At 66.0% G+C, this 19,794-nt stretch carries 20 protein-coding genes; 12 read left to right on the top strand and 8 right to left on the bottom strand.

Translation table 11 applies throughout. The features are described from left to right. Positions 1-172 precede the first annotated feature (172 nt). Positions 173-670 carry a DUF4177 domain-containing protein gene (locus ACXAG6_RS09980; protein WP_475337318.1) on the top strand — a complete coding sequence of 166 codons (498 nt, stop codon included), beginning with the start codon at positions 173-175 and terminating at the stop codon, positions 668-670. 97 nt (positions 671-767) lie between these two features. Here the strand turns inward: ACXAG6_RS09980 and ACXAG6_RS09975 are convergent, their stop codons facing one another. Beyond that, complete coding sequence (locus ACXAG6_RS09975) at positions 768-1,013, bottom strand: BolA family protein (protein ID WP_475337316.1); 246 nt, start codon at positions 1,011-1,013, stop codon at positions 768-770. A gap of 92 nt (positions 1,014-1,105) precedes the next feature. On the opposite strand from ACXAG6_RS09975, the gene ACXAG6_RS09970 reads away from it, so the two are divergent. Beyond that, positions 1,106-1,735: a J domain-containing protein gene (locus tag ACXAG6_RS09970; RefSeq protein ID WP_475337315.1), complete on the top strand. Its 630-nt coding sequence runs from the start codon at positions 1,106-1,108 to the stop codon at positions 1,733-1,735. A gap of 61 nt (positions 1,736-1,796) precedes the next feature. Here ACXAG6_RS09970 and ACXAG6_RS09965 read toward each other — a convergent pair whose 3' ends face one another. After that, on the bottom strand, positions 1,797-2,297 hold the full coding sequence (locus ACXAG6_RS09965) for a hypothetical protein (RefSeq protein ID WP_475337314.1): 501 nt from the start codon (positions 2,295-2,297) through the stop codon (positions 1,797-1,799). Positions 2,298-2,585: 288 nt separating this feature from the next. Between ACXAG6_RS09965 and cobS the strand changes: the two genes are divergently transcribed. From cobS to ACXAG6_RS09945, 4 genes are all read left to right on the top strand, one after another. Further along, complete coding sequence (cobS, locus tag ACXAG6_RS09960; RefSeq protein WP_475337312.1) at positions 2,586-3,557, top strand: cobaltochelatase subunit CobS; 972 nt, start codon at positions 2,586-2,588, stop codon at positions 3,555-3,557. Next, a complete protein-coding gene (locus ACXAG6_RS09955; RefSeq protein ID WP_475337311.1) occupies positions 3,554-3,832 on the top strand; it encodes a hypothetical protein in 279 nt (92 codons plus the stop codon). Before cobS ends, ACXAG6_RS09955 begins: the two co-directional genes overlap by 4 nt. A gap of 119 nt (positions 3,833-3,951) precedes the next feature. Beyond that, entirely contained in the window at positions 3,952-4,326 is a 375-nt protein-coding gene (locus tag ACXAG6_RS09950) for a hypothetical protein (RefSeq protein WP_475337310.1), read from the top strand. Between the two features lie 24 nt (positions 4,327-4,350). Further along, a complete protein-coding gene (locus tag ACXAG6_RS09945) occupies positions 4,351-4,719 on the top strand; it encodes a hypothetical protein (protein ID WP_475337309.1) in 369 nt (122 codons plus the stop codon). A 134-nt stretch (positions 4,720-4,853) separates the two neighbouring features. Here the strand turns inward: ACXAG6_RS09945 and ACXAG6_RS09940 are convergent, their stop codons facing one another. Further along, positions 4,854-5,438 carry an NADPH-dependent FMN reductase gene (locus ACXAG6_RS09940; RefSeq protein ID WP_475337308.1) on the bottom strand — a complete coding sequence of 195 codons (585 nt, stop codon included), beginning with the start codon at positions 5,436-5,438 and terminating at the stop codon, positions 4,854-4,856. Between the two features lie 157 nt (positions 5,439-5,595). On the opposite strand from ACXAG6_RS09940, the gene cobT reads away from it, so the two are divergent. The 3 genes from cobT (at position 5,596) to ACXAG6_RS09925 (ending at position 9,759) form a co-directional block, all read left to right on the top strand. Then, the gene (gene cobT / locus ACXAG6_RS09935; RefSeq protein WP_475337307.1) at positions 5,596-7,470 is read left to right on the top strand and encodes a cobaltochelatase subunit CobT; all 1,875 of its coding nucleotides are present in this window, start codon (positions 5,596-5,598) and stop codon (positions 7,468-7,470) included. A 68-nt stretch (positions 7,471-7,538) separates the two neighbouring features. After that, positions 7,539-9,335, top strand: a complete 1,797-nt coding sequence (locus tag ACXAG6_RS09930; protein WP_475337305.1) for an aminopeptidase P family protein — start codon at positions 7,539-7,541, stop codon at positions 9,333-9,335. 82 nt (positions 9,336-9,417) lie between these two features. Continuing rightward, complete coding sequence (locus ACXAG6_RS09925) at positions 9,418-9,759, top strand: DUF427 domain-containing protein (RefSeq protein WP_475337304.1); 342 nt, start codon at positions 9,418-9,420, stop codon at positions 9,757-9,759. Positions 9,760-9,923: 164 nt separating this feature from the next. On the opposite strand, the gene ACXAG6_RS09920 is transcribed toward ACXAG6_RS09925, so the two are convergent. Further along, entirely contained in the window at positions 9,924-11,588 is a 1,665-nt protein-coding gene (locus ACXAG6_RS09920; protein ID WP_475337948.1) for a chloride channel protein, read from the bottom strand. 150 nt (positions 11,589-11,738) lie between these two features. Between ACXAG6_RS09920 and ACXAG6_RS09915 the strand changes: the two genes are divergently transcribed. The 3 genes from ACXAG6_RS09915 (at position 11,739) to ACXAG6_RS09905 (ending at position 13,980) form a co-directional block, all read left to right on the top strand. Further along, a complete protein-coding gene (locus tag ACXAG6_RS09915) occupies positions 11,739-13,142 on the top strand; it encodes an FAD-binding oxidoreductase (protein WP_475337302.1) in 1,404 nt (467 codons plus the stop codon). Positions 13,143-13,225: 83 nt separating this feature from the next. After that, on the top strand, positions 13,226-13,522 hold the full coding sequence (locus ACXAG6_RS09910; RefSeq protein ID WP_475337301.1) for a hypothetical protein: 297 nt from the start codon (positions 13,226-13,228) through the stop codon (positions 13,520-13,522). A gap of 167 nt (positions 13,523-13,689) precedes the next feature. Beyond that, a complete protein-coding gene (locus ACXAG6_RS09905) occupies positions 13,690-13,980 on the top strand; it encodes a hypothetical protein (RefSeq protein ID WP_475337300.1) in 291 nt (96 codons plus the stop codon). 40 nt (positions 13,981-14,020) lie between these two features. Here ACXAG6_RS09905 and recN read toward each other — a convergent pair whose 3' ends face one another. The 4 genes from recN to ftsZ all read right to left on the bottom strand — a co-directional run bounded on the left by recN (position 14,021) and on the right by ftsZ (position 19,603). Then, positions 14,021-15,664, bottom strand: coding sequence for a DNA repair protein RecN (recN, locus tag ACXAG6_RS09900; protein WP_475337298.1), 1,644 nt, complete (start codon positions 15,662-15,664; stop codon positions 14,021-14,023). Between the two features lie 26 nt (positions 15,665-15,690). Beyond that, positions 15,691-16,533, bottom strand: coding sequence for an outer membrane protein assembly factor BamD (locus ACXAG6_RS09895; protein WP_475337297.1), 843 nt, complete (start codon positions 16,531-16,533; stop codon positions 15,691-15,693). Positions 16,534-16,689: 156 nt separating this feature from the next. After that, positions 16,690-17,613, bottom strand: coding sequence for a UDP-3-O-acyl-N-acetylglucosamine deacetylase (gene lpxC / locus ACXAG6_RS09890; RefSeq protein WP_475337296.1), 924 nt, complete (start codon positions 17,611-17,613; stop codon positions 16,690-16,692). Between the two features lie 241 nt (positions 17,614-17,854). Then, on the bottom strand, positions 17,855-19,603 hold the full coding sequence (gene ftsZ / locus ACXAG6_RS09885) for a cell division protein FtsZ (RefSeq protein WP_475337294.1): 1,749 nt from the start codon (positions 19,601-19,603) through the stop codon (positions 17,855-17,857). Positions 19,604-19,794: the final 191 nt, after the last annotated feature.

The following is a 19,794-nucleotide window of genomic DNA, read 5'->3' as shown; positions in this document are numbered from 1 at the left end:
ACCCGTGCACATCCTATGCACAGGCCATACCTACGATTCTGCCAAAGGTTGACAGATAGTTAGGCAAAAGCGCCACAGCAATTTTGAATTGGACGGGCACAAAGGGCGGTGTTTGGACTCATCGCATGGTGCGCGTTAGTCTGGTGCGCGTGACTGGAATCAGGGGGCAAAGATGCCGCGTTACGAATATCGTGTGGTGCCCGCGCCGGAGCGCGGCAAGAAGGCGAAGGGGGCCAAGGGCACCTCGGGCCGCTTTGCCGTGGCGCTGCAAGACGTGATGAACGAGATGGGCGCGGAAGGCTGGGAATATCAGCGCACCGACACCCTGCCCTGCCAGGAGCGCGTGGGCCTCACCGGCAAGCAGACGACCTTTCAGCACATGCTGGTGTTTCGCCGCGAGATGGCCGCAGAGGTTGTGAGCGACGAGGAGGTGGCCGGGCTGCTCACCGCGCCGCAGCCCGAGGGTGCTGCGGTTGAGGCGGTGCAGGCGGAGGAGCCCACCGAAGACCCCGCCCTCGCCGAACCCAAGCGCGATGCCGTGGCCGCCGCCCGCGATGCCGCCGCCGCGCTTTCGGCCCGCGCCCGCGAAGGCAAGGCCCCCGCACTTGGCCCGGCCACGTCGGGCCACGCGGAAAAGCCCGCCAGCAAGACGGATTTCGCGGCGGAGTAAGCCTCGCACCGATGCAAGCTCTGGCCCGTCCCGCTTGGGGCGGGTTTTTATGTTGTGGGAACCGTGCTGCGCGCCCGGTAAGTTGGCACCGCCCGCGCTACACTTCTATGGCGAGTGCGTGGATGCGCGGAAACAGGTCGGCCACCGCTGCGTTCACCGCGCGGTGTTTGGCCACCCGGTTCTTGCCCTCCAGCGCCTCGGCCACCATGCGCACACGAAAGTGGCTGCCGTCCGGCGAATATCCGCCATGTCCCCGATGCTGCTCACTTTCATCCAGCACCTCTAGGCTTTGCGGCGCAAAGGCCTCGCGCAGGCGCGTCTCTATCTCGAATGCAAGCGTCATTTTTTCGTCTGCCCCCTTCTCACTCGGCACGAAAAGTCTAAACTTCATGGTCCGAGTCGAACAGGTTGCCAAGCAAGAATGGGGCTGCAGGCATGAACAAAGACGATCCGTTTGGTTTCGATATGTCCGTATCGTCGGACAAGAAGAAGCGCCAGCGCGGCCGTCGCGGCATGTCTGGCGCTTTCGAAACCTCCCAGCGCGTATGCGAGCACGAGGGATGCGAGGAACCGGGCCAGTACCGCGCGCCGAAAAACCCCGACACGCTAGATGACTATTATTGGTTTTGCCGCGACCACGTGCGCGAATACAATCTGAAGTGGAATTTCTTCAACGGCGCGACCGAAGAAGAGATGGAAGCCCAGCTAGACCGCGACAGGGTGTGGGACCGCGAGACAAAGCCGTTCCGCCGCTCTGCCGAAGAGAAGGCCTGGGCGCGGCTCGGCGTGGATGATCCGCATCAGGTGCTGGGTGAGAACGCCACCCAAAACCCGGGCCGCGCTGGCAACGGAGGCGGCCGTCGACTGCCCCCCACCGAGCGCCGGGCGATCGAGATTCTCGAAGCCAAGGACAACATGACCAAGGCCGAGATCCGCAAATGCTACAAATCGCTGATCAAGGTGCTCCACCCGGATATGAACGGCGGCGACCGGAGCCAGGAAGAGCAACTGGGCGAGGTTGTCTGGGCCTGGGATCAGATCAAGGACAGCCGGAGCTTCAAGTGAGGTCTGAGGGGCTGGCCTGCCGAGGCCGGCCCGATTGGCCAACGTTAAGTCAGGCCGCCACCTAGCTGCGGGGCGTGCAGCGGCGGACCATCCGATCAAGGCTGCCTGTCACCCCCCGAGCTTCGAACTCGAAGCGGGTTCCGAACGGGTCCACCACGGTGAACTTGGCGTTGCGGTCGGCGCGCTCTAGCGCGACCAGCCTGTTGAGCACCGCCTTGGCATCGCTCACATCCTCGACCTGCAGGTAGAACTGTGGCGAGGGGAAGGTGTTTTTCATCACAAACTCGCGGCCCGCGATGTTGAGCTTGGCCAAGCCACCCGGCGGCACCCGGCGCGGGGCGATGAACTCGGGGAAGATGCCGCGCCCGTCACGCGCATCATAGAGCGAAAACTGCGTGCGCCCGCCCCGGCCCGTGCCGCAGGTGCCATCGACGCAGCTGACAACCTGACATGCGGCATAGCTCGCCCCCACACCCCGCTGGGTGTAGAAGAGCCAAGCGCCCAACCTGTCGATAAGGGTAAATTCAGCACGTGCGGGCTGCGGCAACAGCAGACCAAGCAATACGACAAAAAGGCAAGCGGCAGACTTCAACCGCAAAACAATTCCTGAAAAAGGCATTTCGTTTTCTGACCTGTGGCAGCAAATCCCAACCAGCCTAGCCGCAAGGCCAAGCTGTGTCACGGGTGGGATTTCTTGCAGGGGCGGACCGGTGCTTTTTCGCCTGCTCGGCGGCCGGAGCGGCGGCATCGCCTGCCCTTGCACCTGCCCGCGATATAAGGCACCACGCAAAAGACAGATAACGCGCGGCCCCGCGCCCCGGGGTGCGCGCCAGCGGCGAAGGCAAGTGCGATGAGCGACGAGGCAATGAAACCCACCGAAGAAATCTCGGTCCGCGAGGTATTCGGGATCGACAGCAACATGGTGGTGAAGGGTTTCGCCGAGGCGACAGACCGGGTGCCCGAGGTCGACAGCACCTACAAGTTTGACCCCGACACCACGCTCGCCATTCTCGCCGGCTTTTCTCACAACCGCCGCGTCATGATCCAAGGCTACCACGGCACAGGCAAATCGACCCATATCGAACAGGTCGCCGCCCGCCTCAACTGGCCCGCCGTGCGTGTGAACCTCGACAGCCACATCAGCCGGATCGACCTGATCGGCAAGGACGCGATCAAACTGCGCGACGGCAAGCAGGTGACCGAGTTTCACGAGGGCATTCTGCCTTGGGCGCTGCGCAACCCGGTGGCGATTGTCTTTGATGAATACGACGCAGGCCGCGCCGATGTGATGTTCGTCATCCAGCGGGTGCTGGAGCATGACGGTAAGCTGACCCTGCTGGATCAGAACGAGATCATCACGCCCAACAAGTATTTCCGCCTGTTTGCAACGTCGAACACGGTGGGCCTGGGCGATACGACCGGCCTCTACCACGGCACCCAGCAGATCAACCAGGCGCAGATGGACCGCTGGAACCTCGTCGCCACGCTGAACTACCTCAGCCATGACGCCGAGAGCGCGATCGTGCTGGCCAAGAGCCCGCATTACAACACCGAGAAGGGTCGCAAGCAGATCAGCCAGATGGTGACCGTGGCCGACCTGACGCGCACCGCCTTCATGAACGGCGATCTCTCCACCGTGATGAGCCCGAGGACGGTTATCAACTGGGCCCAGAACGCCGAGATCTTCCGCAACATTGGCTATGCCTTCCGCCTGACCTTCCTCAACAAATGCGACGAGTTGGAGCGCCAGACCGTGGCCGAGTTCTACCAGCGCTGCTTTGACGAAGAGCTGCCGGAGAGCGCTGTTTCGATGGCGATGTGAGGGCCGCGGCCCTCGCGGTTCTGCTGGCCGTCGGCGCGGCCCCCGCGCTGGCCCAGGCTCCCAGCCCGCAAGAGGTTGTTGCCGCCTGCATCTCCCTGACCGAAGCCGCGCTCGAGGGCGCGAGCGGTGCGCGCCGCGAGGCGCTCGCCGCCGATCTCGAACTGATGCACAGGGCGCTTGAGGGGCTCAACCTCCTTGGCACCTCCGCCGCCGAAATGGCCCCCCCGGTCGCCCGCCTGCCCACCCGGCTCGACGAGTGCTCCGACGCGGGCTGAGCCCCACCCTCCAAACCCGAAATTAACCTTTATCGGTCAGCCTCCCCGCAAGGGCAGGCCCTTCCAAGTTTTCAAGCTGCCCATTTGACAGGCGCAATCAAAGGCGCAATGGTCACAACATGGGCAGTTTAAAAACAACAACCCGCGCAGGGCTGCTCCTTATCCTCGCCATGCCAGCGAGGGCCGAGCCGCTCGAAATGCAGTTTGCCGCCTGTACCGGGCGCTTTTCGGCGCTGATGGAGCATCAATGGCTCCTGCCCGACCCGGCGGTCGAGCAAACCACCCGCCGCCGCGCCGCGATGATTTCGCTGCTGGAAGCGGTGATGCCGTCGGGCCGTGGGCGCGAAGTGCTGGCCCGCCGGATCGAGGCCAAGCAAGCCCAGTCGGTGCTGCTCACCCGCGCCACCTTCAACGACGATCCCGAAGATGCCCGCTGGGCCGCCACCCGCGCCGAGGCCGCGATTGCAGGCTGCGCCGCGCTCTTGACGGGCTGAGACGTGGCGGGGCCTGATGCGCCCATGCGCCATGCTCTCCTGATCATCGCCCTGATTGCTGCCCCTGCCAGCGCCCATGACCTGTCAGAACATGACGATCTGCCCTATCTCGCTGCCGATTGCGCGGGATACTGGCGCGGGGTCGCTCGCGAGGGCGACACTGGCGACCCGATGGCCGCCGACCTCTCGGCCATGTACCTCGCCGCCGCCAAGGATCTCGCCCCGGCCCTATCGCGTGACATCGACTACATCGCCGAAACCGCCACCACGCGCGCACGGCAGATGATCACGGACGCCGCCAGCATCACCAGCGCCAAACGGCTGCTGCGCGAGCAGGAACAGTTTTGCCAGAACGTGGGCCTTGCCCTGCCCGCCAAGTGGGGCTTCCACTAACGCGAAACGGGGGCAGCAAAGCCCCCGTCCCTGTTCATTTTCTTGCTGCAAGTATTCCCGGGGGGTGTGGGGGGCTGGCCCCCCACTAAAGGTCGCGGTGTAGGGGGCTGCCCACCACTCCGACGCCGCAGCGATCAGGCCTCCCGCGCAACCTTCGTCGCATTGGCCCACCATGCCATATCGTCAAAAAGCGCATCGGCAGAGCCACCGATCACGTCTTCGATGGCCTCCATCTCGGCATTCTCCCCCATCGGAGAAACCTTCATGAAGCTGCCCGCGGCGATGTGCACGGCATTGCGCACCGGCACCATCTGAAGCTCCACGCCGATCCCGCGCAGGTGCTCCACCGCGCGGGCCGCGCCAAGGCCGCCGTAGCCAAGCGCACCCATCGGCTTGCGGACCCACTCCTTATAGGCCTGGTCGAGCGCGTTCTTCAGGGCGCCGGTGAGGGAGTGGTTGTACTCGGCGGTGACAAAGATGTAGCCGTCGAATTCGGCGATCTTCTCCTGCCAGGCAACCGCCGCCGGGTCTTCGGACGGCATCCACAGGTTGGAGGCTTTCTCGTTGAACAGCGGCAGGTCAAAGTCTTTGAGGTCCACCAGCTCCACGTCGAAGTCGTCGCGCTGTTGCGCGCGCTCGAGCAGCCATTTGGCGGGCTTCTCGCCAAAGCGGGCGTCGCGGGTGGAGCCGATGATGATGGCAATCTTGGGGGTGGTCATGGGTGCCTCCTGAGGTCGGGCGGTGTCTGGGTCTGGTCTATAGCTATTTACCAACCAACACCGCAATCAACGGGGAGTTCCGTGCGAAATTGCACAAGTCGCACCTCCGCTTCGCGCGGCTCTTGCGCAAGGCGCTGCCCGGTGGTTTACCGATCTCATGGCTAAACCTACCGATAACCCGGCAGACCCGTTCAAGAAGGCGCTCGCAGAGGCCACCAAGGTCATGGCCGACGATCCTGAGCTTGGCGTCACCTATTCGGTGGACCCTCCAGGCACCACTGGCGACGGGCTGCGCTTGCCGCAGGTCTCGCGCCGGATGAGCGCCGACGAGGTGCTGCTGGCCCGTGGCACCGCCGATGCGCTCGCCCTGCGCCACAAGTATCACGACGCGGGCGTGGCCGCCCGCTATGCGCCACAGGGCCAGCTTGCGCGGGATATCTACACCGCGATGGAGACCGCCCGCTGCGAGGCCGTGGGCGCCCGCGTCATGCCCGGCACCGCCAAGAACATCGACGCCAAGATCGGCGCCGAGGCCGACCGGCGCGGCTATGGCAACCTGACCAATATGTCCGAGGCCCCGCTGGCCGAGGCGGCGGGCTACCTCGTGCGCAACCTCGCCACCGGGCGGCAGCTGCCCGAGGGCGCGCAAAACGTGCTCGACCTCTGGCGCGACCACCTTGAGGGCTCCGCCGCGGGCACGCTGGATGACCTTCAAGATGTGCTGGCCGATCAGCAGGCCTTTGCGCGCTTCACCCGGCAAGTGATCGAAGATCTCGGCTATGGCGACCAGCTTGGCGACGATCCGGACATGGAGGATGACGACGCCGAAGGCGACGAGGCCGAGCAGGACGAGGAAGAGGCCGACAGCACCGGGCAGGACGACAGCCAGGAAGACGAGGAGACCGAGGCCAACCCCGAGCAGGACCAGGAGCAGACGGACGATCCCTCCGAGGCCACCGTCAGCATGGACGACATGGCCGAGACCGAAGAGGGCGAAGAGGCCGAGATGCCCGAGGGCGAGGCCCCGCTGGAGCCCCCGCCCCCTGCCCCCGCCTCCGAGGCCGACCCGAATTACACCGTCTATGACGGCACCTTTGACGAGGAGATCCCAGCCGAAGAGCTGGCCCAACCCGCCGAGCTGGAGCGGCTGCGCGACTATCTCGACCAGCAGCTCGAGCCGCTGAAGGGCGCGGTTTCGCGCCTCGCCAACAAATTGCAGCGCCGTCTTCAGGCCCAGCAGAACCGCTCGTGGGAGTTCGACCGTGAAGAGGGCATCCTCGACGCGGGCCGCCTTGCCCGCGTGGTCGCCAACCCGACCACGCCGCTCAGCTTCAAGGTCGAGAAGGACACCGAGTTTCGCGACACGGTCGTGACGCTCCTGCTCGACAATTCCGGCTCCATGCGCGGCCGCCCGATCAGCATTGCAGCGATCTGCGCCGATGTGCTGGCGCGCACCCTTGAGCGCTGCCAGGTGAAGGTGGAGATCCTCGGCTTTACCACCCGCGCATGGAAGGGCGGGCAGGCCCGCGAAAAGTGGCTCGCCGAGGGCCGCCCGCAAACCCCGGGCCGCCTGAACGACCTGCGCCACATCATCTACAAGAGCGCTGACGCGCCATGGCGCCGCGCCCGCGCCAACCTTGGCCTGATGATGAAAGAGGGCCTGCTGAAGGAGAACATCGATGGCGAGGCGCTGGAATGGGCGCACCGCCGCATGGTGAACCGCCGCGAGGTGAGGAAGATCCTCATGGTGATCTCGGATGGCGCGCCGGTGGATGATTCCACCCTTTCGGTGAACCCGGCGAACTACCTCGAAAAGCACCTGCGCGACGTGATCGCGATGATCGAGAAGCGACGCGCGGTGGAGCTTCTGGCCATCGGCATCGGCCATGACGTGACCCGCTACTACGACCGTGCGGTAACGATCACCGATGTCGAGCAGCTGGCCGGCGCGATGACCGAGCAACTGGCCTCGCTCTTCGATTCCGACCCGAGGGCGCGCGCTCGGGTGATGGGGATGAAGAAGGCGAGTTGAACCGTAGGGTGGGCAATCTGCCCACCTTCCGCGCGGTGGGCAGATTGCCCACCCTACGAGGATTTCTCATGTTTCAAACCTTCGACGCCCCCACCAATCCCGCCGATGGCCCGCCCCGCCTGAAGGCTCTGCGCGCGCGGCTTGCCGCCGAGGGCCTCACCGGCTTCCTCGTGCCCCGCGCCGACCGGCATCAGGGCGAATACGTGGCGCCTTGCGACGAGCGGCTGGCGTGGCTCACCGGCTTTTCCGGCTCCGCAGGCTTTGCCGCCGTGCTGCCCGAGATCGCCGGCGTCTTCATCGACGGGCGCTACCGGGTGCAGGTGAAGGCGCAGGTCGACACCGCCCATTTCGCCCCCGTCCCTTGGCCCGAAACGCGTCTGGCCGACTGGCTGATCGACCACGCCCCCGACGGCGCGAAGATCGGGTTTGACCCGTGGCTGCATAGCGTCAAGGAAGTGGCAGCACTGGAAAAGGCACTGACGGCCAAGGGCCTTGCACTGGTGCCGGTGGAGACCAACCCGGTGGATGCCATCTGGGACGATCGCCCGGCGGAGCCGTCCGAGCCGATCATTGCCCATCCGCTGCAATTTGCCGGTGAGAGCAGCGCCGACAAACGTGCGCGGCTTGGGGCGGACTTGGCCACGGCGAAGGTGGGCGCTGCCGTGATAACGCTGCCGGACTCGGTCTGCTGGCTCCTGAACATCCGCGGCTCCGATATCGCCCGCAACCCGATTGCGCGGGTGAACGCCGTGCTGGAAGCCTCTGGCAAGGTTGATCTTTTCTGCGATCCGGCACAGGCCGAAGGGCTGGAGCTTGGGCCCGACGTGGCGGTGCTGCCGCGCGAGGGCTTCGCCGCCGCGCTGGCCGAACTGGGCGGGCGGGTGCATATTGACCCGGAGAGCGCGCCCGAGGCGGTGGCGGCGTTTCTGCGGAGCAAGGCGGAGGTGGTTGAGGGGCCCGACCCTTGCCTGCTGCCGAAGGCCAAGAAGAACGCCGCCGAACTGGAGGGCATGCGCGCGGCGCATCTGCGCGATGCGGTGGCGATGGTGAAGTTTCTCGCATGGCTGGATGATGAGGCCGAGAGCGGCGGACTGACCGAGATCTCGGTGGTGGAGAAGCTCGAAGGCTTCCGCCGCGAGGCCAACGAGTTGCGAGAGATCAGCTTTGACACCATCAGCGGCGCCGGGCCGAACGGCGCCATCGTGCACTACCGCGTGACCCATGAGACCAACCGCCCGGTGAAGCCCGGCGAACTGCTGCTGGTGGACTCCGGCGGGCAATATCTTGACGGCACCACCGATATCACCCGCACCGTCACCGTCGGCCCCCCGCCCGAAGGCGCGGCAGAGGCCTTCACCCGCGTGCTGCAAGGCATGATCGCCGTGTCTCGGCTGGTCTGGCCGCGCGGCCGCGCCGGGCGCGATCTGGAGGCGGTGGCCCGCTATCCGCTTTGGGTGGTGGGCAAGGATTTCGACCACGGCACCGGCCACGGGGTGGGCGCCTACCTCAGCGTGCATGAGGGGCCGCAGCGGCTGAGCCGGGTCTCCGAGGTGCCGCTGGAGCCGGGAATGATCCTGTCCAACGAGCCGGGATATTATCGCGAGGGAGAGTGGGGCATCCGCATCGAAAACCTCATCGCCGTCGAGGAGGCCCCGCCCATGCCGGATGGCGATGGCCGCGACATGCTGGCCTTTCAGACCCTCACCTACGTGCCGATTGACCGGCACCTGATCGAAGTAGAGATGCTCTCGCGCGCGGAACGCGAATGGGTTGACGGCTACCACCGCTCCGTCTGGGCGCTGATCTCGGATCGGGTGAGCGGCGAGGTGAAGGACTGGCTCCGGCAGGCCTGCGCTGCGCTATAGCAGCGCGGGGCACCCCATGACATTTACCTGTCATGCGTTCCACCTATATAACCCCACCAAAGAACATAACAGGAGGTGAGGGATGGCCGACCATATCAAGATACGCAATGCGGATGGAACCTGGGTGGTGCGGGCCGGCGGCGCCGTGCTGGGCGAGAGCACAAATGCCCTTGAGCTGACCGAGGGTGACATGCCCTTTGTCATCTATTTCCCCCGCGCTGATATCGCCACGGCCTTCCTCGACAAGTCCGAAACCGTCACCCACTGCCCACATAAGGGCGATGCACAGCACTACGACATCGAGATCAAGTCGGGCACGATCAAGGATGCCGCGTGGTCTTACGAAGCGCCAAAGGCCGGGATGGAGCGGATCGAGGGCTACCTCGCCTTCTATGCCGAGAAGGTGACCGTGGAGCAGGTTTGAGCCTCCCGGCCCGTGCCGCCGGGCTGAACCGTAACACCAGTGGGGGCGCTGCCCCCACACCCCAGGGATTTTCGCAGGACCAATGAGGAGGCGGAACAGCCCTCCCCTCATTGGTCCGGAAAATATCCCCGCCGGAGGCCTCAAATCTCTTTTGGCCCGCAGTCTCAGCTATGTTCCTCGGCCGCCGTTTCGGCCAGTGCGCGGTTGTAGGCCCGCAGCGCGTCGAGGTGGAAAAGCGCCCCCATCAGCTCTCCCTTGCCGCCATCGCCCACCGGCGCGACCACGGGGATAAAGCTGTGGCCGCTGGTTTCGAACATCGGCAGGGCTGTTTCCAGCGTGGTGTCGGGGGCGAGCATGATGCCCGACGAGATCATCTCTTCGCAGGTATCGCGCGAGGCGGCGCGGGGGCTGTCGACGCCGCGCATCACCGCTGCGGCGGAGTGCACCGAGAGCAGGTAGGCCTGTGGCCCGGCGGCCATGCGGATGCCCCGGCGCTCCAGCTGGGTGAGAAAGAAACTGCGGTCGACAAGGCGGGAGGAGATGGCGGTGGAGAGCGAGACGGCGACCATCACCGCGAGGCCGGTCTGCCAGTCGCCCGTCAGTTCGAAAACGATGAGGGTGGTGGAAATCGGCGCGCCCAGCACGGCAGCCGCCAGCGCCCCCATGCCTGCCAGCGCGTAGAGCGTTGGTGTGCCGGAGACCTCGGGAAACACCCCGGTGGCCACCACCCCGAAGGCCAGCCCGGTGAGCGCGCCAACCATCAGCGAGGGCGAGAACATGCCGCCGCCCATCCGCCCGGCCATGGTGATGGCCACGGCGGCGACCTTGAGCACGACGAAAACGATTGCCTCGCGAAACACCAACTCGCCGGTGAGCGCGGCGGAGGTCGTTTCATAGCCGACGCCGATGATGTGCGGATAGAAAATCGCCAGCCCGCCCAGCAGCGCCCCGGCCATCGCCGGGCGTAGAAAGCGCGGCAGGCGGGTGGCCTGCATTACGCCGTTGCCGATGGAATCGGCCAGAAACACCGCCCGCATCAGCACCACGGCCACCAGCCCGCAGGTGATGCCGAGCAACAGGAAGGCCGGCAGCTCGACGTAAAAGCTCAGCACCCCGTCGCCGCCGAGGGTGAACTCGGCCACGTCGCCAAAGAAGGAGCGGCTCACCACTGTGCCCGCCACGCTCGCGATGACGATGGGGGCGAAGGCGTGCACCGCGAAATGCCGTAGCACCACCTCCAGCGCAAAGAGCGCCCCGGCGATAGGTGCGTTGAAGGAGGCAGAGACGGCGGCGGCCACGGCGCAGCCCAACAGGTCGCGCCCGGTCACCCCGTTCGCGTTGATCCGCTCGCTGACCCAAGAGGAAATGACAGCGGCAAGGTGCACCACCGGCCCCTCCCGGCCCGTCGATCCGCCCGAGGAGAGGGTGATGAGAGAGGCCAGCGCCGAGGCGAGGCCAGCGCGTTGCTCCACCCGGCCCCGGTTGAGCGCCGCGCCGTGGATCACATCGGCCACCGAGCGCACCCGCGCACCGGGCGCGAAGCGATCGAGGATCACCCCCACGGCCAGCCCGCCGAGGATGGGCAGCGTCAGCACCCACCACCACGGCAGAGAGGCGGCGAAAGAGTGGATCAGCCGGGTGTCATCGGTGCCGTAGAGCGCGCCTTGCAGCCAGTCGATCCCGAGGCGGAAGAGGCAGGCGGCATAGCCAGAGGCGACCCCGAGGGCCAGCGCGATGAACCAGAACTGCACCTGGCTTGGCCCGCGTTGGCGCAGGATGCGGATCAGCGTATCGGCCACCTCGCGCAGCTCGGACAGGCGTTGGCGCAGCGGCCCTGCCGCCTTCGCTTCGCTCCCCTGCCCTTCGCTCTCGCTCACCCACGCCCCCGTTCTGCCGCACCGGGCCCTGCGCGCGTGCCGCTCTTCCCCGGGCGGCCCGTTTCGCCTAGGGTGGCGTCCGGTGTAGCGCGAGGAGGAGTGATGCCTTTCAACGAGGCGCAGACCGGCCTTAGGGCCGTTCTAGGCGATCGGCTGAGCCGCTCCAAGAGTGATCTGGAGCAGCATGGCCGAAGTGAGACGCATTTTCCGCTGACCCCGCCTGAGGCCGTGGCCTATCCGGAGAGCACCGCAGAGGTGGCGCAGATCGTGAAGGCCTGCGCCGCGGCCCGTTGCCCGGTGGTGGGCTGGGGCGCGGGCACCTCGCTGGAGGGGCACGGGCTGGCGGTGCAGGGCGGCGTGGCGGTGGACTTCAGCCGCATGGACAAGGTGCTGGAGGTGCGCCCCGAAGACATGGTGGCCGTGGTGCAGCCCGGCGTCACCCGCGAGCAGTTGAACCATGAGCTGCGGGCCACGGGCCTGTTCTTTCCGGTCGATCCGGGGGCCAATGCCACGCTGGGCGGCATGGCCGGCACGCGGGCCAGCGGCACCACCGCCGTGCGCTACGGCACCATGGCCGAGAACGTGCTGGCGCTGGAGGTGGTGCTGGCCAGCGGCGAGGTAATCCGCACCGGCTCGGGCGCGCGCAAGGCCTCCAACGGGTATGACCTGACCCGGCTAATGGTTGGCTCGGAGGGCACGCTGGGGCTGATCACCGAGCTGACGCTCAAGCTGCAGGGCCAGCCCGAGGCTACGGCGGCGGCCACCTGCGCCTTCGAAAAGATCGGCGACGCGGTGGATTGCGTGATCGCCACCATTCAGGCCGGGCTACCGATGGCGCGAATCGAATTTGTCGACGGCCCGACGGTTGAGGCCGTAAATGCCTACTCTGGCGCGGATTTCCCGGCGAGCCCTCACCTTCTGGTAGAGTTCCACGGCTCGGAGACGTCGGTTGCCGCCGACGCGCAGTTTTTTGGCGAACTTGTGAATGACATGAACGGCCACAGCTTTCGGTGGGCCGAGCGGGCCGAAGACCGCACCGCGCTCTGGCACATGCGCCACCACGCCTATTGGGCAATCCTCGCCAGCCGCAAAGGCTCTACGGCGATTGTGACCGACATGTGCGTGCCGATCTCGCGGCTCGCAGATGCGGTAGAGGCCACGGCGACAGACATCGAAGCAGCCGGGTTGGAGGGGCCGATTTTGGGCCATGTAGGGGATGGGAACTTTCATGCCATCCTGTTGATCGACAAGGACAATCCGCAGCACTGGCAGAAGGCCAAACACATTGCCGATACCATGGCCGAACGCGCCCTCGCCTTTGGCGGAACGATCACCGGCGAGCATGGGGTGGGCATGGGAAAGTTGCACATGATGGAGGCAGAGCACGGCGCGGCATGGGGGCTGATGGCCGAGTTAAAGGCGGCACTCGATCCACTCGATATTCTCAATCCGGGGAAGGTCGTCCGACCGCGTGACACCACCGGAAACACACCGTTTCCAGTGTGAATTAACCATGCGGTAGCTAAGGCACTAGATTATAACGACATTAAGACTAAATTGTGTCTAGTTGAAATTGGGATGTCTCACTCATGACTATCAAATCACTTACCACCGCTGCCGCCCTTGGGCTGAGCGCGATATTCACCGCTCAATCCGCCGATGCGCGGCTCGTTATTCACTGCAATCGCGGTCCGATTCCGTCGAACCCGATGATCAACGGCCACTACGAGAACTTCGTCGAGAGCCTGATGGAGAACTTCGTGATGACCGAGCAGGAGGCGCAACGCGTCGCCCGTCAGGTTTGCGGCAACATGGGCGCCGTGGGCGACCTCGACTATCTCGTCGATCTCACCTTCGAAGCCACGGCTCCTTACGAGCGCCGCTAACACGCCGCGCCCGGCCCGGCCAAAAGACCTCTCCGGGGCAACGCCAAGTCGCCCCGGTTTCGTCTAAATTTGGGCAAAATTTTAAGACAGGTTGTGGAGAGTGAAGCCTAGAACGGGCTTCGCACCCCATTTTCCCATGTGTCGTCGTACAACCGCCGGAGCCTGTCATGAAACGTCATACTCTTCCGATCGCCGCCCTCGCGCTTGCCCTCACCGCCGTTTCGGCCTCCGCCGCCGGTGTGAAGATTTCTTGCGCCCGTGGCCCGCTGCCCAAGGTCTCGCTGATCAACGGCCCGAAGCCGATTTTCGTCAAGAGCATCGAAGCCAATTACGCCGTGAGCCACGAAGAGGCGAAGGCTGCTGCGGCTTACGTGTGCGCCGATATGGCTGCCGTGGGCAATGCCGAGCTTCTGCGCGCCCGGACCCGCGCCGCGCTGGCCAACTACCGCCGCCGCTGAGGGTGCTGCGGGGCAAAGCGCCCCGCGCTGCCCACCCGAGTTACCCGGCCAATAGGGCCCGTGCTGCGGCGCGGGCCTCTTCTGTTACGGTCTCGCCTGCCAGCATCCGCGCCAGTTCATCCACCCGCGCGGGCGCGTCGAGCGGCGTAACGGTCGAGAGCGTTTGGCCTTTCGCCACCCGCTTCTCCACCCGCCAGTGATGCGCGCCCATGGCGGCCACCTGCGGGCTGTGGGTGACGACAAGCACTTGCCCGGAGGCCGCAAGCCCGGCAAGGCGACGTCCCACGGCATCTGCGGTGGCCCCGCCCACACCCCTATCGATCTCGTCAAAGATCATCGTCAGGCCGGTGGTGTGGCGGGTCAGGCAAACCTTTAGCGCCAGTAGGAACCGGCTGAGTTCGCCGCCCGAGGCAATCTTGTTCAGCGGTCCGGCCGGGGCGCCCGGGTTTGTGGCCACGGTAAAGGTGACGGCATCGGCGCCCTCCGGGCCGGGCTCGGCGGGCTCGATCACGGTGGAAAACACCGCGCGCTCCATTTTCAGCGGCGCAAGCTCTGCGCTCATCGCCTTGTCGAGCTTGGCCGCGGCCTTGGAGCGCGCCTCGGTCAGCCGGGCGGCGGCGGCCTCGAAGGCGGCCTCGGCCTCGCGCGCCTCTTTCTCCAGCGCGGCAATCCCGCCCTCGCCCGCATCCAGCGTTTCCAGCTTGGCGGCCAGATCGGCGGTGAGCGCGGCCAGATCGTCGGGGGCAACGCCGTGCTTGCGGGCCAACCCACGAATGGCAAAGAGCCGCTCCTCGGTGGCCTCCAGCTCACGCGGATCGTGGCTGAGCGCATCCAGCGCCTCGCCCACGCCCTGCTCGGCCTCCCCCAGCGCATCCACCGCGCGAGAGAGCGCCTCCAGCGCGGCATCCAGATGGCCCTCGGCGGCTTCGGCGGCCCCGTCGAGCCAGCGCGTGGCGTCCGAGAGCATGCCCTCTGCGCCGGACGGCCCGAGCGCCTGATGCGCTTTCTCGATATCTTCGCGGATGCGCCCGGCGGCCTGCATCTGGCGGCGGCGGGTGTCCAGCTCGGCCTCTTCGCCGGGCTGCGGATCGAGCGCGGAGAGCTCGCCTGCCGCGTGGCGCAAGAACTCCTCCTCAGCCGCCAGCGCCGCCTGCGCCGCGCGGGCCTGCTCCAGCGCCTGCACCGCCTCGCGGCGGGCCCGCCATGCGGCGCGGGTGGGGGCCAGATCCACACCAGCAAACTCATCGAGCAGCGCCCGGTGGCCGCGCGGGTTGAGCAGGCCGCGGTCATCTTGTTGGCCATGCAACTCAACCAGCACATCCGAAAGCGCCCGCAGCACCTCGCCGGACACGCGCCTGTCGTTCACCCAAGCGGTCTTGCGGCCATCGGCAGTGTTGACCCGGCGCAGGATAAGCTCATCGCTCGCCGGCAGGCCCGCCTCCTCCAGCACGGCACGGGCGGCGTGGCCTGGCTCCAGCGCAAACTCGGCCACCACCTCGCCCTGCTCGGCCCCGGCGCGCACCAGCTCGGCACGGCCACGCCAGCCCAGCACAAAGCCAAGCGCATCCAGCAGGATGGACTTGCCCGCCCCGGTCTCGCCGGTGAGCACATTGAGGCCGGGCGCGAAGCTGAGTTCGAGCCGGTCGATAATGAGCAAATCGCGTATGTCGAGCCCGCGCAACATGGGCTGTTTTTACCCCCCGTGGCCGGTTAGAGCCACTCGCCCTTCACCATCTGGCGATAGATCTTCCGCAGCCAGTTGTCGCCCTTGGCCTGGGCCTGAAGGTTGCGGCGGGCCAGCAGAGTGTAGGTATCGTCATACCACTCCGACGAGCGGTAGTTATAGGCAAGGATCGCCCCCGCCGTCTGCGCCTCGGCAGTCAGCCCAAGCGAAAGATAGGCCTCCACCAGACGGTGCAGCGCCTCGGGGGTTTGCGTGGTGGTCTGGAACTCTTCCACCACCACCCGGAAGCGGTTGATGGCCGCAAGATGGTGGCCGCGCCGCAGGTAGTACCGGCCAATCTCCATTTCCTTCGCCGCAAGGTGGTCGAAGGCGAGATCGAACTTGAGGATCGCGGAAGAGGCATATTCGCTGTCAGGATACTTCTCGATCACTTCGCGCAGCGCCTGAAGCGCTTGGAAGGTGAGGCCCTGATCGCGGCCAACCTCGTCGATCTGGTCATAGTAGGACAGCGCGAGGAGATACTGCGCGTAGGCGGCATCATCCTCGGCGGGGTAAAAATCAAGGTAGCGCTGCGCGGTGGCGCGACTGTTTTCATAGTCGCGGGCACGGTGGAAGGCGAAGGCCTGCATGATCAGCGCACGCTTGGCCCAGACCGAATAGGGATAGAGCCGCTCGACCTCAGAGAAGGTCTCGGCGGCATCCTCGGGCTTGCCGGTCTCAAGCGTGTATTCGCCCTGCTTGTAAATCTGTTCGGGGGTCAGGTCTTCAAGACTCTTCTCGGTCCTGGCCTGAAACGCGCCACAGCTCGACAGCAGAAGCACAAGCGCTACCGTCCCTGCCAGCCCTGCTCGCCCTTTCTGCGCCGCCATTCTTGCCTAACCCCGTGACTTTATTGCCCGCATAGCCCGTGGCCTGCGGAGATTACGAGGGGTGTAGCACAAGAAATTGCGGTGCAAAATGGCTTTGGCGCACATCGGATGTTCAAAAGCCTCGGAGGGGCCGGGTTGCAACGGCGTGGCAGAGGCTCAGGCGACGAGCCGCAGGTCGCGGCTTTTGAGGCCGGTGCCGGGCAGTTGGCGGGCCATATCGCTGTCGCAGGTCACGATCTCATAGGCCGAAGGGTCGGCAAAGAGCGCGTGAAGCAGGGCATTGGTCAGCGCGTGGCCCGCGCGGCGGCCGGTGTAGCGGGCCAGCAGCGGATGGCCGGCAAGGGCCAGATCGCCAAGCGCGTCGAGCATCTTGTGGCGCACCGGCTCATCGCTGTGGCGCAGGCCACCGGGCGACAAGACCTTTTCGCCTTCGACCACAACCGCGTTCTCATAGGTGCCGCCAAGCGCCTTGCCCTCCGCGCGCATCGCCTCGACATCGGCGGCGCGGCAGAAGGTGCGGCTATCGCAGAGTTCGCGAACGAAGGCACCGTTGGCCATGTTCATCGAGCGGGTCTGCGCGCCGATCGCGGCATCTTCAAAGTCGATCCCAAAGTCGATGTGCAGGCTGTCGTCCGAAGGCTCGAGCCGGGCCACCGCGTCGCCGCGGCGCACTTCAACGGGCTTGAGTACGCGGATCGCGCGGATCGGGGCGTCCAGCACGCGCAGGCCAGCCTTTAGAATGGCGCCGACGAAGGGCGCAGCAGAACCATCGAGGATCGGCACTTCGGGGCCGGAAACCTCGATCAGCGCGTTGTGCACGCCGCAGCCCGCGAGGGCGGCCATCACGTGCTCTACCGTCGAGAGAGATACGCCGTCGTCATTGGTCAGAAGGGTGCAGAGCGGGCTTTCCACCACCGCGTCCCAGCGGGCAGGCAGAAAGGCGTCGCCCTTCACAGCGTCGGTGCGGCGGAACCAGATCCCCTGGTCAGCCATCGCCGGCTTCAGCGTGATCCGCGCGGGGCGGCCTGAATGCAGGCCCACGCCCGAAAGCGTCACGTTCTTGTTCAGCGTCGTTTGCACCAAATGCCTCTTTGAGACTGCCTCAATTCCTGTCCCCAGGCACAATCGGCCCGGTTGCAAGGGAGATAGGCGGCTGGGCCGTGAGCCTCAACTCAATCTTTGCAACGGTCTGTAACATGGGCGGCGGAGGGTGTGGCGAGACTGTGCCGACAGCATGAAGCCCTGCCCACAACCTCCTGCCCCACAACAAAAAAAGGGCCGGTCTCCCGGCCCTTTTTCTGACTGTATATCGTGACCCGGGTCAGTTGGCCTGACGCCGCAGGAAGGCCGGAATTTCGATCCGCTCCTGCTCGGGATCAACCTCTTCCTCGTGGTCGAGCTGCGGCTGGCGGTAGGCCGGGCGCTGCTGTTGGGCAGCGGCAGAGCTGACCGGCGGCTCGCGGTGTGCGGGCTGCTGGGGCTGGCCTTCACTGCCATGTCCGGCCATCCGGGTGATCAGAGAGCCGATGCCGAAGCGGGCCTTGTGATCGGCGGCAGCGGCGGGCTGCTGACCCTGCGGCTCGGGCGCCGGTGCGGCGGCGGCAGGGCGCTGCTGGGGCTGGGCCTCGGCGGCGGGCTGACCGGCACCGGGCACCTTGCGCACGGCCTGATGCAGACGGGCAAGAGCCTCGGCCGAAGGCGTGCCGGGCGCGCGGGCAACCTCGGGCTGCGGCGCGTAGTCGGCGGCAGGCTCGGCGGCTTCCAGCGGCTCGGCTTCAGCGGCGGGGCGGTAGGCCGGCGGCGGAAGATCGTCGCTGGCGGGGGCTTCCGCCTCTTCACGGGCCGGGGCGCGGAAGGCGGGGAAGAGCGAAGGCTCTTCGGCCTCGGCCTGCGGCGCGGGGGCCGGTTGCGGCTGGCGCTCGACAGAGGCCGGGCGGGCCCCGGTGATCGAAACCTGCGGCGCAGCGGCGGGCGCGGCGGCCACGGGGGCCTCTTCCACCGGGCGCGGCGCGGCGGCGGGGGCTTCGGCCTCTTCCTGCGCGGAGGGCTGAGCGAGTGGGGCGGCCAATGAGCGGCGCGGCACCGGAATTTCGCGCTCTTCGTCCATCACGTCGATGCCGGTGGCAACGACCGACACACGCATGAAGCCTTCCAGCGAGGTATCGAGCGTGGAGCCGACGATGATGTTGGCGTCGCTGTCCACCTTCTCGCGGATCTCGTTGGCGGCCTCGTCGAGTTCAAACAGGGTGAGGTCATGCCCGCCGGTGATGTTGATCAGCACGCCCTTGGCGCCGTTCAGGCTGATTTCGTCGAGCAGCGGGTTGGCGATGGCCTTCTGCGCGGCCTGCTTGGCGCGATCTTCGCCCTCGGCCTCGCCGGTGCCCATCATCGCTTTGCCCATCTCGTCCATCACCGCACGGACGTCGGCGAAGTCGAGGTTGATCAGGCCGGGGCGCACCATCAGGTCGGTCACGCCTTTGACGCCCTGGTAGAGCACGTCATCGGCCAGCGCGAAGGCTTCGGTGAAGGTGGTTTTCTCGTTCGCCAGCCGGAACAGGTTCTGGTTGGGGATGATGATCAGCGTGTCGACGACCTTTTGCAGGGCCTCAACGCCCTCCTCGGCCTGACGCATCCGCTTGCCGCCTTCAAACTGGAACGGCTTGGTGACAACGCCCACGGTGAGCACGCCCAGCTCGCGGGCGGCCTGTGCGATGATCGGAGCAGCGCCGGTGCCGGTGCCGCCGCCCATGCCGGCGGTGATGAAGCACATGTGTGCGCCTGCAAGATGGTCGATGATTTCTTCAATGGTCTCTTCCGCAGCGGCGGCGCCAACCGTGGGCCGTGCGCCCGCGCCGAGGCCTTCGGTGGCCTTCACGCCCATCTGGATACGGGCCGCCGCGGCAGATTGCTGAAGCGCCTGCGCGTCGGTGTTGGCCACTACGAACTCGACACCGTCGAGCTCTTTTTCGATCATGTTGTTGACCGCGTTGCCCCCTGCCCCGCCGACACCGAACACGGTGATCCGCGGCTTGAGGTCCAATTCGGTCGGCATGGTGAGATTCAAAGTCATCTGATTTCCGCCTGTCTCTTTTTTGTTCAAGTCCCCGGGCGAGCCACTGACGGCGCCCCACCGCCTAAAATGACTCGAAATTTAAGGCACTTTATCGCTTTGGCCGCGATGCGTCACCCGAAAAACGCAAAAATGCCACAATTTGTAGTGGATTTCCTCCGGCCCTTCGGCGGGATTTTGCGTATGCCACT

The organism is Vannielia sp. ABF1_015 (assembly GCF_056160745.1).
The sequence above is the reverse complement of the archived record's forward strand: the minus strand, read 5'-3'. Positions and strand labels throughout refer to the sequence as shown.